Here is a 14118-nt window from a genome sequence, read left to right on the forward strand (position 1 = left end):
CACGTGCCGAATACCCCCGCTGTCCGATGGGATGACATCATCACCCAACGTCGCGGATCTGGCACGAACTGCGAAAAAACGCTATAGGGACAACAACTGATTTTTCGCCCCTCTCGAGCCGCCACTGCAAAAGCGCGTCACGGAGGGGTTCAATAAAACGCTCCGCAAAGGGGCATATCAAAAACACCTTTTCAAAGGTGATCCAGAGAGACCCGCTCCGCAGTCGGGCACACCCATGCGCCAGACTGTCAAACCAAAAGGAGATCGCTCGCAATGACCACATCCCTGGACAGCTTTGGCGCCAAGAAGACCCTGACGGTCGGCGACAAGAGCTACACCTACTTCTCCATTCCCGATGCTGAAAAGAACGGCCTTGAGGGTGTTTCCAAGCTTCCCTTCTCCCTGAAGGTGGTGCTTGAAAACCTGCTGCGCTTTGAAGACGGCCGCACGGTAACCAAGGAAGACATCACCGCAGTGGCACAGTGGCTGGTCTCCCGCACCTCCACCCACGAAATCGCCTACCGTCCGGCACGCGTTCTCATGCAGGACTTCACCGGCGTGCCCGCCGTTGTGGACCTTGCGGCCATGCGCGATGCGGCGGTCAAGCTCGGCGGCGACCCGAAGAAAGTGAACCCGCAAGTCCCCGTGGATCTGGTCATCGACCACTCAGTGATGGTGGACTACTTCGGCACCGCCTCCGCCTTCGCACTCAACGTGGAGAAGGAATACGAGCGCAACAAGGAGCGCTACGAGTTCCTGCGCTGGGGCCAGTCCGCGTTTGACAACTTCCGCGCCGTGCCACCCGGCACCGGCATCTGTCACCAGGTGAACCTTGAGTATCTGGCCCAGACCGTCTGGACCAAGGAAGAAAACGGTGAAACCATCGCCTACCCAGACACCCTGGTGGGCACCGACTCCCACACCACCATGGTCAACGGCCTGGCTGTTCTGGGCTGGGGCGTGGGCGGCATTGAGGCGGAGGCCGCCATGCTTGGCCAGCCCATCTCCATGCTCATCCCGGAAGTGGTTGGCTTCAAGCTCACCGGAAAGCTGAACGAAGGCATCACCGCCACCGATCTTGTGCTCACCGTGGTTGAAATGCTGCGCAAGAAGGGCGTTGTCGGCAAGTTCGTGGAGTTCTATGGCCCCGGTCTCGACAACCTGTCGCTGGAAGACGCTGCCACCATTGCCAACATGGCACCAGAGTACGGCGCGACCTGCGGCTTCTTCCCCGTCGACACCGACACCCTGAAGTACCTTGAGGCCACCGGCCGCGCCAAGGACCGCATCGCACTGGTCGAGGCCTACGCCAAGGCGCAAGGCATGTTCCGCGATTCCAGCGCGCCAGAACCGGTCTTCACTGACACGCTGGAGCTGAACATCTCCACCGTTGTGCCTTCCCTTGCCGGGCCAAAGCGCCCGCAGGACCGCATCTCGCTGGAAGACGCCTCCAGCGGCTTCGCCAAGACCATGGCCAGTGAGTTCAACAAGGCAGGCGAGGAGTTTAAGCGGGTAGCCGTTGAAGGCCGCGACCACGACCTCGGCAACGGCGATGTGGTCATTGCCGCCATCACCTCGTGCACCAACACCTCCAACCCGTCAGTGCTCATCGGTGCGGGTCTGGTGGCTCGCAAGGCCCGCGAAAAGGGGCTCACCGTCAAACCATGGGTCAAGACCTCCCTTGCCCCCGGCTCTCAGGTGGTCACCGACTACTTGGAAAAAGCGGGTGTGCAAGCAGATCTGGATGCACTGGGCTTCAACCTCACCGGCTATGGCTGTACCACCTGCATTGGTAACTCCGGCCCGCTGCCCGAGGAGATCTCCAAGTCCATCAACGACAACGACCTTGTGGCTTGTTCCGTCCTGTCCGGCAACCGCAACTTCGAAGGCCGCGTGAACCCGGACGTGCGCGCCAACTATCTGGCTTCCCCGCCACTGGTTGTGGCCTACGCCATTGCCGGCTCGCTGAACATCGACATCACCAAGGACCCGCTCGGCACGGATCAGAACGGCAACCCAGTCTACCTGAAGGACCTCTGGCCGTCCACGCAGGAAATTGCAGATCTCATCCGCACCTCCATCAACGAGGAAATGTTTGAACAGCGCTACGGCGACGTGTTCAAGGGCGATGAGCACTGGCAGGCCATCAAGGTTGAAGGCGGCATGACCTACGGTTGGCCCGCAGGCTCCACCTATGTTCAAAACCCGCCCTACTTCGAAGACATGACCATGGACCCCAAGCCGCTCGAAGACATCGAGAACGCGGCGGTCATGGGTCTGTTCCTCGATTCCATCACCACCGACCACATCTCTCCGGCCGGGGCCATCAAGGCCAACAGCCCGGCAGGCACCTACCTCTCCGAGCATCAGGTCGCGGTGAAGGACTTCAACTCCTACGGCTCCCGCCGTGGCAACCACGAGGTCATGATGCGTGGCACCTTTGCCAACATCCGCATCAAGAACCAGATGGTGCCGGGCGTTGAAGGCGGCGTCACCATGAAGGACGGCAAGCAGGAATGGATCTACGACGCCTGCATGGACTACAAGGCAGCAGGCACCCCGCTTGTGGTGTTTGCGGGCAAGGAGTACGGCACTGGCTCCTCCCGTGACTGGGCGGCCAAGGGCACCAAGCTGCTTGGCGTGCGTGCCGTGATCGCGCAAAGCTTCGAGCGCATCCACCGCTCCAACCTGGTGGGCATGGGCGTTCTGCCGTTCACCTTCAAGGAAGGCGAAAGCTGGCAGTCCCACGGCATCGAAGGCACAGAGAAAGTCAGCATCCATGGCGTTGCCGACCTGAAACCGCGTCAGATGGTGAACATCGAGGTGGAATACGCCAGCGGTGAGAAAAAGACCATCGAAGTCCTCTGCCGCATCGATACGGAAGACGAACTGGAATACATCAAGGCCGGCGGCATCCTGCACTACGTGCTCCGCAACCTCGTTTCCAGCTAAGACTTTCTAGAAAGACTTCGGATCAAGAACGGGCCCTCTCCACGGGCCCGTTTTTTGTTGGCAGCTCATCCCTTAAGGCCAACCCACACACTAATGTCATCTCAGAGCGCAGCATCTCTCGCGGCCTTGCTCTTTATCAAAGCCGTCATCCCGCGCTTGACGCGGGATCCAGAGCACCCCGGGAAAACCTTTGCCTCCCGCCTGACCACCCGAGCATGTCGCAATCGCCCGCTGGATCCCGGCTCGGCGGCCGGGATGACCAATGTACGGGGTGCAGAGGACGGCGAAGCTCATTGATGCCCTACCTTGCGCCTCCCTACAGGCGTCATCCCGCACTTGATGCGGGATCCATAGCAACATGGGAAAGGCATTCGCCACTCGCCCGACCTCCCAAATACGTTGCACCTTCCGATGGATCCCGGCTCGGAGGCCGGGATGACAGTCATGGGAAATGGCAAGGACAGTGGGTCTCATAAACGTTGCGCAGTGAAGCGCTGTGAACCGGTCATCCGGCCCTTGAACAAAGAGCGTCCTTCATTTCATCGAAAAACAGCTAGGAATCCCAACACCCTCACCTCCCCGCTGGCGTCATCCCGCGCTTGACGCGGGATCCAGAACACAACGGAAAAGCCATTCCCCCGCGCCCGACCGCCCAAACGCGTTGCACCTTCCGCTGGATCCCGGCTCGGAGGCCGGGATGACAGTGGGAGGTTATGGAGAAGACCGCGAGTCTCATTTGCTCTCGGCCTAACGCTTTATTCAAGCCGTCATCCCGCACTTGATGCGGGATCCAGAGCACCACGGGAAAGCCATCCCCCGCGCCCGACCGACCGAACGCGTTGCACCTTCCGCTGGATCCCGGCTCGGGGGCCGGGATGACAGTCATGGGAAATGGCAAGGAGGGTGGGTCTCATGAACGTTGCACAATGAAGCGCTGTGAACCGGTCATCCGGCCCTTGAACAAAGAGCGTCCTTCATTTCATCGAAAAACAGCTATGAATCCCAACACGCTCACCTCCCCCTCGGACGTCATCCCGCACTTGATGCGGGATCCAGAGCGACAAGGAGAAACTTGCGCCTCTCGCTAAAACGCGGCCACACAATCCGCAGGCAACCCACTGTAGCCTTGCTCTTCTGCCACTACCACGTTTTCAAAAGGTGCAGGCGCTCGCCGTCCTCGCGCACCAGCTTGTAGCCGCCTTGTTCCAGAAACGTGCGTGCCGGGTGGGTGCTGATGGGTGCGTAGCTGCACCGGTTGAAGCCCGCGCGCTTCACCTGCTCTTCGGCCAGCGCCAGAAGCTGGGCGGCAATGCCATAGCGGCGGAAGTCCTGCATCACATAAAGATGCAAGATCTTGGGCTCCTCTCGCACGAGGCCCCAACTGCAAAACCCCACCACCTGATCGGCGAGCACGGACACGTGGGTCTGGGGCAAATGGTCCGCCAGCATCTTCTTCTTGGCAGCTTCCGCCGCTTTCCAATGCTCATAGTGCTGGGGTTCCAGCTCCGCCATGTAGCGCTCTTCCAGGGTGAGCAGGACGGGTAAATCGGCTTCGGTTGCCTTGCGGTGAATTGGAACTGACATGGGTAACCCTCCGGTGCAAACGCTGCGTCACTCTGACCGTTGTCAGGATAAACCAAAACAAGGTGCCCCCCAACTGAACCAAAGGGATCACAATCAGAAGGTGCAGTGCGGCTGGACGCCTCCCCCTCCGGCTTATAGACTGGCCGCTTCCTTTGAAAAACTTATTCCCCTTGGTCCTGACGCCTCTAATTTTGAACCCATGCCCACTTGAACGGGCCGCCGGTGGACCGTCCACTGGCGCGAAGTGGGCTGGGCGGGGCTGCTGGAAGAGGTAACGCATCTTTCCAGGAGGTCCGGTGGAAGGTAACCCAGGGGAGACCGCATGATCCTGGGGGGTTTGTCCGCAGTGAAGGGCGTTCAGCGGTGGCAGGCAACTGCCTTTCGCGTCTGTTCAACTGGGGGCCAGTGCCTTTCATGATAAAGTGCCCGGGCAAGGCGGCTGTGCCTTTGCCGAAGACTCAAACACAACAATGCGCAGGCAAAGCCTGCCCGCCTTGCCATCCCGTCATCCGGCGGGTTCCTTCCAGACGCCATACACCGCGAGGGGGCCTCGGCGGTGCCAAAAGTGCTTGATGGGGTGCGGGCTTGCCTCAGTCGGCAGAAACGCCCAGCGCCTCGTTTTGCGGAGTGTTAGGGCCCGAGGCGTCGCCCCTCACCTGCTGGCGGAACTGGTGCAGCCGCTGCTGTAGCATCAGCAGCGCCCGGTCGACCACATCCCCCTCGATGAGCTTTTCCGGCTCGCTCAAGGTGCGCAAGGATTGCTCTATGCTGCCAAGCTGGTTGGAAATGCGGGTCAGTTTGGCGTTCAGCTCAGGGTTCGTGTTCGCAGACCGGCGAAGCGCCGTCAGCTCATCATTGAGGCGGCGCAGCTCCGCTTGCCACTCGGCAGGCTTGATGCCGCTGGCAGAAAGCACGGCAGACGCCGTGCGCGTTGCGGCCGTTTCGGTCACATCCATCACCGCGTAAATGGCCCACCCAACCGCCAGCGCGGCCAGGATCACCAGCACCAGCGTCGCGTTAATCAGCGCGAGCAGCAGATCCTTCAGTGTCCGCTTTACCCGGCCCGGTGCATCCTCACCCATCATGGCGCTCATTAATTCCCTTTGCCTCAAGACGCGCTAGTCTAACAGCAACACCTTCCCAAAGCGTTAGGCAGGCTGGTGGACGTTTCACTCCACCAACAGTTCGTAATAGGTGAATGTTGCACCCGAACGCCCCTCATAGGGCAGTTCCACCTTGGTTGCCGTTGTTGGGGAGAGCGGTTCACCATAGAGGCGCTCATAAAGCCGCTTCAGCTTGTCCGGGGCTTCGGTGTCGCGCGGGTGGCGCCAGATCAGCATCACCGGCCGGTTGAACGGAATGCGCAGCGCAGCATACTCATGGCTGGTGATGGTCACATCTTCAAGATGGTACCCCACCGCCCCCACAAACTCCTTGGGTTCCCCAAGCACAACGGCTACGCCATTTGCGTTCACCCGCTCTGCAATGGCAGAGGATGGGATCTTGTGCGCGCTGGGGCGTTTGGTGCTGTCCCGGTTCATGTTGATCGGCATCGCGATCATGATTGCCAGCGTACACGCCCCGGCAATGCCGAACACATAAGCCAGCCGGTTTGGCGTCATGCGCGGCCACGCCCAGCCGGCCAAAATGACAGGAAACACAAACAGCGTTGGCTGCAGCCACCGGTCCTTAACAACAGTGGTCCCACTCATCACCATCGCCAGAAAGATCACGGTGATAGCGGCAAGCAAGGTCGCCAGGAGAAATTGACAGGCGGACTTGTTCACCTCGGCCTTTGGGGCCTTATCCTCTGACCTGCGCAAGAACAGGAAGGGCAGATAGACCGCCAGTGAGACTGCAATAAAGCTGATGGATGCCCGCAAAAGGGAGAAAGGCCCCGCATACCAAGGCTCTTCAACGCGGTGAATGCCAAACTTGTGCACGCGGGAGAACAGAAGGTCCTGATTTTGTACCATCCATAGCGCTGGCATGAACAACAGCACGGCGGCAACCCCAATGGAAATCACAGCATAGCGGGAGAAGACCAAACGCCGCCCCGCGGGCTGCGCCAAACACCCGATCAGCACCGCTGCCAGGAGGAAGAAGTAGTTGAACTTGGCAAGCGCCCCAATTGCCACCACCCCGCCCAAGGCGGCAGCGCGCAGCAAAGTTGGTTTATCAATGCAGAGCAGCGTCACGTACACCGTCCACGAAGCGGCCGCAAACAACAGCACGGAGTGGGACAAGGCGCGCTGCGCTTCCCATGATATTTGAGGAAGGAAAATTATCGAGGCCGTCGCAAGCGCGGCGAAGGTCTTGCCACCCATGCGTTTTGCCGTGAACCACACCCCAAGGTACCCAAGCAACAGGGTTGCGTTCTTGAGCAGCGACAGAGCAAACAGGCTCTTGCCAAAGACTGAAAAAAAGGCAACCACAAGCCAGGAATAAAGCGGTGGCTGCGGGCCATACCCCCACTCAAGGCTTTGCGCTGCGATGATCTGTTCCGCCTCGTCCAGCCCAAGATTGGCGGAACTCAAGAGCCGAATGGCGACTTGAAGGGCAAAGTAGACACAAAGCAAAACGGGGAACCAATGTGAAATGAAGTGGTTCCATGCCCTGACCCTGCAGGCGGAGTTATTCCCGGTCAGTTCGAGTGCGGTATTTTGGGAGAGCAATTGATTGCCTTGTCTGCTCGGTCACGGGGCATGTCAAACACTCTTCACGCTGAGACTGTGCCCTCAACCTCGTTAAAATTAAAATCGTTTTAAACATAGTTCATGTCGGAAATAAAAAAACCCGCAGCGTTTGCTGCGGGTTCTGAGAGCTTTAAAGTTGATCAGGGATCCTCAGTGGCGGAAGTGGCGCATCCCGGTAAAGACCATGGCAAGCCCCGCCTCATCTGCCGCCTTGATCACCTCGTCGTCACGCATCGAGCCACCCGGTTGGATCACCGCAGTTGCTCCTGCCTCAGCAGCAGAAAGCAGACCGTCGGCAAACGGGAAAAATGCGTCAGAGGCGACAACGCACCCCTTGGTCAAAGGCTCGGAATGCCCCGCTGCTTCAGCGGCATCTTCAGCTTTGCGGGCGGCGATGCGGGCACTGTCCACACGGCTCATTTGGCCCGCGCCAATGCCAACGGTCGCCCCGTCTTTCACATAGACAATTGCATTGGACTTCACATGCTTGCCAACACGAAACGCCATCTTCAGGTCTGCAAGCTCCTGCGCGCTCGGCTGGCGCTTGGTCACCACTTTCAGGTCAAGGTCATCCACCACGCCGTTGTCACGGCTTTGCACCAGCAGACCGCCAGACACGCTTTTCACGAACACGCCCTCTTCGCGCGGGTCGGAAAGGCCACCGGTGAGCAGAAGACGCAGGTTCTTCTTTTTGGCAACAATCGCCATGGCTTCTTCAGTCGCATCTGGCGCAATGATCACCTCGGTGAAGATCTTGGTAATCTCTGCTGCGGCATCTGCGTCCAGAGTGCCATTCAAGGCAACAATGCCGCCAAAAGCAGACACCGGGTCACAGGCAAGCGCCTTTTCATAAGCGTCTTTCAGCGTGGCCGCTTCGGCGACACCACAAGGGTTGGCGTGCTTGATGATGGCCACCGCAGCGGTGCGGGCCGGATCAAACTCGGAAACCAGCTCAAAGGCAGCATCCGTGTCATTGATGTTGTTGTAAGAAAGCTGCTTTCCCTGCACTTGGCGGGCAGTCGCCACACCGGGGCGCTTCTCGCCTGTCAGGTAAAAACCAGCGGCTTGATGCGGGTTCTCGCCGTAGCGCATGACTTCATTCAACTTGCCGCCAACGGCACGATAGTCCGGCGCACTCTCACCAATCTGCGCGGCCATCCAGTTGGACACCGCCGCATCATAGGCCGCAGTGCGGGCAAAGGCTTTTTGCGCCAACTTCTTGCGCAGTGCAATTGGCGATTGGCCGCCATTGGCATCAAGCGCTTCAATCATGGCATCATAGTCAGCCGGGTCGACAAGTGTCGTCACATAGGCGTGGTTCTTGGCTGCGGCACGCGTCATGGCCGGGCCACCAATATCAATGTTCTCAACGCCATTGGCGTAATCGGCGCCAGACGCAACGGTCTCCTCAAACGGGTACAGGTTCACGCAGAGCAGGTCGATGCCCGTAATCCCGTGATCCGCCATGGCCGCCACATGGTCCGCATCATCTCTGATGGACAGCAAGCCGCCGTGCACTTTTGGATGAAGCGTTTTCACCCGACCATCCATGATCTCAGGAAAGCCCGTCACTTCAGAGATATCCTTCACTGCAAGACCAGCCTCTTCAATGGTCTTGCGCGTGCCACCCGTGGAGACGAGTTCAACACCGCGATCTACCAGCGCTTTTGCAAACGCAATCAATCCAGTTTTGTCGGAAACAGACAACAGAGCACGCTTTACCGGAACCATTTCAGGAACAGGTATGCCTTTTGACAGGACAGCCATGAGCATCAAGCCTTACGTATTTGCAGGGTTACACATCGAAGATGGCGTCGCCGTACCACGGTTTCTGCGGATTATAAAGGCTGAGGATGGATTTTTTCCGGCACACGAAATGAAAGGAAACATCGTTGCTATTACTAAGCCGGGTAAGGTTAGTTCGATTTACGCCGCCCTTTCGCAGCGGCAACACGGCGAAACATCCATGTTACGTTCGGTCGTTCACTTGCGCGGCCGTAAATCACAATCTGATTTGTCCGGCGGTGTCCAAACACATCCGAAAGATAAATGGACTCTTCCAACTCCACGGCGCCGTCTTCGGCCATGAACTCCCAAGCTTCACCGTCCGGGCACTGCAGGATAATCGCCTGGCCAGAGGTCAGCATGGAGCACTTCACAGTGGGGTGCAGATGAAAGCGGAGGGTGTAGTGGTCATTTTCGCCGGGTTCGCCGGTTTTTTGAAACCGATCAACACCGTCAAGAACAGTACCATCACGAGAAAGCGTCAAATCCCGTTCATGTATCAGGTGAAAGCGAGCAGCATAGCCGTCATGGCTGGCAATTACGCGTTCAGCCAGCTCATCATCGTAGCGTTCCACGCTAACCGAACGCGGCCCAGACACGATCGGCGTGCCGAGATAGCGTTCGTAGCGAGGGTTGTTCAGGAACCGGCTGGACGAGGTCTCACCCACAGAAGCAGTCGAATGCGCCGCTGTGGAGCGCGCCACCGCACGCCATTCAATGCGGTCACGTTGAGACACACCACAGTTCACCACAATTCGGTTGCGGTGCGAGGAGAATTCGAAAGACAGCGTTCCGGCATGGGCCTGACCGCTGAACTGGATCGGGGGCGGTGCGCCCGCATCCATTATGACCAGGCTGTCCGCTGCCGAGAGACGTTGATACCCGGAGTAAGGAGCACTTGGCGAGGGCGCCCCGCGGGCATCATCATAAGCCAGCACGGTTGCGACCACGTCGCCCGGCGTGGAGCCCATGCCATTGAAGTGCGCGAAAGAGCCATCGCCATGCCTGAAGAACCGGATGATCGGCATCATTCGATCAATGGCTTCCATCATGGCAGGAGAGGCCGATTGGCCTTGCATGACCAGCGCCTGCCGGATCGGCAAAAGGTCCACCAAAATGTCAAGTACTGCGCCGGGATGGCGAGAGACATGTCCGCCATCTGGCAAGATCTGGCGCTGCAGCTCCATATCAAGCCGCTTCAGCGCTTTACGGATATGGCGCTCTTGCCCCTCTATGGAAACCGAGGCGCAAGCCACTGCCATGGCAACGGTCAGACGGGGCACCCCATCCGGCGCTTCACCGGCGGTGCGGCGCAGATATCGGACCTGCTTGCCAAGAGAGCGCATGAACTTTCGATAAAAGTCCGCTTCACATCCTTGAAGCAACAAGGGAGATTGGGCCATCCAGCTCAAGATGCGCCGAGCTATGACTTCCTGCCGCCAGCCCACGGGATCGCCGCGCCCGCATGCTTTGATCCAATCTTCGACCAACGCTCGGGCGTTCTTCTGCGCCATGGCAGTTTCCGCAGCGCGCAGGTGGCGCAACCAGGAAAAACCATGCAGGGCCCTTGCCCATTCAACGCTCGGCGCTGGAATTTCAAAAGGAGATTCGCCTCCAGTTTCCACCAGGTGACCGGAGAACAGGAACCGGCCGGCGTAGATATCAGCCGCGTTTGTGGCATCGGTTGTACGCAGATCTTGCGGGGCAATCAGCAGACGCGATGGTGTGTGGCGCAAGGAACCAAACCGCATGACAGAACCGCCACGCAGGGCCCTAACCGCTGCTTGCACCATGTTTTGCGCCATCAAACGCCAAAGAAGCGCCTGTTCAGACACCGCGCCCAACGCCATACCCGCTATAGGCCTCCTTCATGCCTGTCTCAACCACGAGACACAGGATTGCCTTGAAAGGCCTTTAAAACTCGTTAACCATATCATTGCGAATTGCCACCGCGTGTGATCAAAAAGACGCAGTAAGCTCAGGACTTGCGCAGCCGCGCCGCAAAGAAGCCATCCATGCCACTCAATCTCGCCGTTTTCTGCGGATTGTGGCAGGGCAAAGCTCTGAAGTCTCCCTGAGAGTTGACGGTTGCGGCAGGAAGCGCAAATGCCTCTGCATCAACGGTTTCTCTGGAGAACTCTGGGGATTCCAAGAGGAATCGCTGAATTTGAAGCTCACCTTCTTCTTGCTCTAACGAACATGTGCAGTAGACAAGCAAACCACCGGGTTTCAGCCAGTGCGCAGCTTTGGTAAGCAGCTCGTACTGCAAGTCTGCGAGCTTTGAGACGTCATCTTCCCGCTTCAGCCATGCAACATCAGGATGACGGCGGATGGTGCCAGAGGCACTGCATGGCGCATCCAGCAAAATGGCATCAAATTCTTGATCTGGCTCGTAGTTTCGAAGGTCACAGGCGACTGTCTCAACTTCAAAACCCATGCGAGCCATATTGTCAGAAAGGCGCTCTAGGCGACGCGCGGACACATCAACAGCGGTGACATGGGCGCCTGCTGCCGCCAGCTGCATTGTCTTGCCGCCCGGCGCAGCGCACAGATCTGCCACGCGAAGACCAGCAACATCGCCCAGAAGGCGCGCAGGAACAGCTGCAGCAGAATCTTGAACCCACCATGCCCCCTCATCAAAACCGGGGAGCACATCGATTGCCCCTTCAGGCACCAAACGCACGGACTTGCCGCAGCTCAACTCACCGCCCAGCTGCTCCTGCCACTTGGCCACATCGTCCTTGATTGAGAAATCGACATAAGGCTCCAGCAGATGCGCTTCCGCAATCGCTGCAGCAGTTTCTTCGCCAAACACCTCAATCCATCGTTTGTACATCCAGTCTGGCGCGTTGATCCCGGGTGCGCTTTGCTCTTCAAGAAGAGCACTGCCTTCCCGAGTTGCACGCCGCAATACGGCATTCACCAAGCCTTTATAGGGCTTGGCGCGGCCATCTCGTCCGGCAAGCGACACAGCTAGCGAAACCGCAGCGTGATCTGGAATGGACATGAACAGAATTTGAGCCAGCGCAACATGGAGAATATCAAGAACGCGACCTGTCTTCTCCGGTATGGGGCGCTCCAGAAGCGCATCCAGAACACCTTGGATCTGACCGCGGCGGCGCAACGCTGTTCCAAGAATTGCGCGCACCAAAGACCTATCATTGGGCTCAAGCCGCTTGTAGCCCGGATGGCCATTGCGCAAATCCAGTTCACCATCGAGGGGCATGCGCTTGAACATGATCTTGCCTAGAAGATCCGTGGCAGCCTTGCGTGCGGCATAGCCTGGCTCGGTGCCCGGCTGCACAGCAGGTACTTGTGCGCCTTTGGCGGCAGGTTTGCCACGCTTCTTGCCAGAAGCCTTACGTGCGGCGGCCTGTGTTGTGTTGTTGTCTGCGCTCATCGACGCCAAAATCCTACTGATTGGGGCCGCGAACTGGCCCCGATAGAAAGGCCAAGCCCTTCCAATTCATCTACTTGTCATAACGGTGGTGTGCCTAATGACACAAAACCGGCCATAAGGAAATGGCTGTTTGACTGGCTTGCCTTCAAACTCGCTTCAAGAATCCAAAAGGCGCTCTGTTGGAGAGCGCCTGCAAATGCCACTTGCGGAGGGTGGGTTAACCCCACGGACCTTTGGGCCGTTTGGGTCGCTCCCCGCCCCATGGCCCCTTGGGAGCATTGGAAGGCGGTACAGAAGGACCAGTGCTTGGCCGTGACGCCTGTTGTTGCGACGCAAACCCTGACGCCGTCATGGCGGCCTCAGAGGCCATGTTACGCAAAGCTGCAATGCGGTTCTCCGTGTTCGGATGTGTTGAGAACAGATTATCCATCCGCTCACCGGAGAGGGGATTAATAATGAACATATGCGCGGTTGCCGGGTTGTGTTCCGCATCCGGATTTGGAATGCGAGCGGCACCACCTGCAATCTTGTTCAGAGCAGACGCCAACCAGAGCGGATTGCCGCAAATCTGCGCACCCATCTTATCGGCAGAATACTCTCGCGTTCTGGATATTGCCATTTGCACGAGGCTGGCTGCCAGCGGCGCGAGGATCATCATCAAGATCGCGCCGACAAAACCCAGCGGATTGTTGTTGTCACGAGAGCCGCCAAAAAAGAACGCAAAGTTCGCCAACATGGAAACCGCACCAGCAATGGTCGCGGTAATGGTCATAATTAGCGTGTCGTGGTTTTTAATGTGCGCCAACTCGTGGGCCATCACGCCGGCGACTTCTTCTTTGCTGAGAGTATTGAGGAGGCCCGTGGTCGCAGCCACTGCTGCGTTTTCAGGATTGCGCCCCGTTGCAAAAGCATTTGGTTGCGGGTTGTTGATCACATAAACTTTGGGCATGGGCATGTTCGCCCGCTGCGCCATGGTGCGCACCATGCCAACCAGTTCCGGCGCTTGGCGCTCATCTACTTGCTGCGCGTGGTGCATGCGCAGCACCATCTTGTCCGAGTTCCAATAGCTGAAAAGGTTCATCGCACCGGCAAACAGGAGCGCGATCATCATGCCGCTCGTACCGCCGATCAAAAAGCCAACGAACATGAACAAAGCCGTCATGGCAGCGAGCAGCATGGCTGTTCGGAAGTAGTTCATGATGACTAAAGACCCTCTCTTAGGACTATGACCAACGGGCGTTTTTCCCGTCGTCTGAGATTTGTGATGGTGCTTCGCTCGACAAATAAAGGTGGGTATACCATTTAAAAGTTGCCACGAAGCAGACTACCTAAAATTTTGACGGATATAAGTCACTTAGGCAGAATTAATCTCACCAACAAGACCCGGACCAGCAAAATTGAGAGAAGCGGGAAGGCTTTGGTAATGACTGGACATAACGACACAGGCACCAAACTGAACTACTCCACCACTGAGATTGCAGCGCCCTCAGAAGTGGAGGAAGCCCCAAAGCGCAAACGTTTTGAGGATCTGCCGCCTGCTGCCCAGCGCGCGCTGAAAGAAGCCGAAGCCCGCCGAGCAGAAATCGATGCTGTCACCACAAATCGACCAGCTGAGGTGGACGGACGTGGAGGCTTGGACCCTGCGCGCTACCAAGACTGGGAAGTCAAAGGCATTACCAGCGACTTCTAGCTACTCTGCCC

General features: G+C 58.1%; 9 protein-coding genes. 2 read left to right on the forward strand and 7 right to left on the reverse strand.

Going from position 1 to position 14118, the window contains the following annotated elements; translation table 11 throughout:
* Positions 1-273 precede the first annotated feature (273 nt).
* Positions 274-2952: an aconitate hydratase AcnA gene (acnA, locus tag PUV47_RS05945; RefSeq protein ID WP_274217589.1), complete on the forward strand. Its 2679-nt coding sequence runs from the start codon at positions 274-276 to the stop codon at positions 2950-2952.
* Between the two features lie 1140 nt (positions 2953-4092).
* On the opposite strand, the gene PUV47_RS05950 is transcribed toward acnA, so the two are convergent.
* From PUV47_RS05950 to htpX, 7 genes are all read right to left on the reverse strand, one after another.
* Positions 4093-4536 carry a GNAT family N-acetyltransferase gene (locus PUV47_RS05950; RefSeq protein WP_274217590.1) on the reverse strand — a complete coding sequence of 148 codons (444 nt, stop codon included), beginning with the start codon at positions 4534-4536 and terminating at the stop codon, positions 4093-4095.
* Between the two features lie 590 nt (positions 4537-5126).
* The gene (locus PUV47_RS05955) at positions 5127-5630 is read right to left on the reverse strand and encodes a hypothetical protein (protein ID WP_274217591.1); all 504 of its coding nucleotides are present in this window, start codon (positions 5628-5630) and stop codon (positions 5127-5129) included.
* 75 nt (positions 5631-5705) lie between these two features.
* Entirely contained in the window at positions 5706-7115 is a 1410-nt protein-coding gene (locus tag PUV47_RS05960; RefSeq protein ID WP_274217592.1) for an ArnT family glycosyltransferase, read from the reverse strand.
* A gap of 267 nt (positions 7116-7382) precedes the next feature.
* A complete protein-coding gene (gene purH, locus PUV47_RS05965) occupies positions 7383-8999 on the reverse strand; it encodes a bifunctional phosphoribosylaminoimidazolecarboxamide formyltransferase/IMP cyclohydrolase (protein WP_274217593.1) in 1617 nt (538 codons plus the stop codon).
* Positions 9000-9148: 149 nt separating this feature from the next.
* The gene (locus PUV47_RS05970; RefSeq protein WP_274217594.1) at positions 9149-10867 is read right to left on the reverse strand and encodes a heparinase II/III family protein; all 1719 of its coding nucleotides are present in this window, start codon (positions 10865-10867) and stop codon (positions 9149-9151) included.
* Between the two features lie 128 nt (positions 10868-10995).
* Positions 10996-12417: an RsmB/NOP family class I SAM-dependent RNA methyltransferase gene (locus PUV47_RS05975; protein ID WP_274217595.1), complete on the reverse strand. Its 1422-nt coding sequence runs from the start codon at positions 12415-12417 to the stop codon at positions 10996-10998.
* 217 nt (positions 12418-12634) lie between these two features.
* A complete protein-coding gene (gene htpX, locus PUV47_RS05980) occupies positions 12635-13615 on the reverse strand; it encodes a zinc metalloprotease HtpX (RefSeq protein WP_274217596.1) in 981 nt (326 codons plus the stop codon).
* A 225-nt stretch (positions 13616-13840) separates the two neighbouring features.
* Here htpX and PUV47_RS05985 point away from each other — a divergent pair, with 225 nt between their 5' ends.
* Positions 13841-14107 carry a DUF1674 domain-containing protein gene (locus tag PUV47_RS05985; RefSeq protein ID WP_274217597.1) on the forward strand — a complete coding sequence of 89 codons (267 nt, stop codon included), beginning with the start codon at positions 13841-13843 and terminating at the stop codon, positions 14105-14107.
* Positions 14108-14118: the final 11 nt, after the last annotated feature.

This window comes from Pseudovibrio exalbescens (genome assembly GCF_028737195.1).
GTDB classification, from domain to species: Bacteria; Pseudomonadota; Alphaproteobacteria; order Rhizobiales; family Stappiaceae; genus Pseudovibrio; species Pseudovibrio zosterae.

What these genes read in the sequence shown, in the direction of transcription:
- acnA (WP_274217589.1), top strand. Translation starts at nt 274, where the DNA reads ATGACCACATCCCTGGACAGCTTTGGCGCCAAGAAGACCCTGACGGTC.
- PUV47_RS05950 (WP_274217590.1), bottom strand. Translation starts at nt 4,536, where the DNA reads ATGTCAGTTCCAATTCACCGCAAGGCAACCGAAGCCGATTTACCCGTC.
- PUV47_RS05955 (WP_274217591.1), bottom strand. Translation starts at nt 5,630, where the DNA reads ATGAGCGCCATGATGGGTGAGGATGCACCGGGCCGGGTAAAGCGGACA.
- purH (WP_274217593.1), bottom strand. Translation starts at nt 8,999, where the DNA reads ATGGCTGTCCTGTCAAAAGGCATACCTGTTCCTGAAATGGTTCCGGTA.
- PUV47_RS05970 (WP_274217594.1), bottom strand. Translation starts at nt 10,867, where the DNA reads ATGGCGTTGGGCGCGGTGTCTGAACAGGCGCTTCTTTGGCGTTTGATG.
- PUV47_RS05975 (WP_274217595.1), bottom strand. Translation starts at nt 12,417, where the DNA reads ATGAGCGCAGACAACAACACAACACAGGCCGCCGCACGTAAGGCTTCT.
- htpX (WP_274217596.1), bottom strand. Translation starts at nt 13,615, where the DNA reads ATGAACTACTTCCGAACAGCCATGCTGCTCGCTGCCATGACGGCTTTG.
- PUV47_RS05985 (WP_274217597.1), top strand. Translation starts at nt 13,841, where the DNA reads ATGACTGGACATAACGACACAGGCACCAAACTGAACTACTCCACCACT.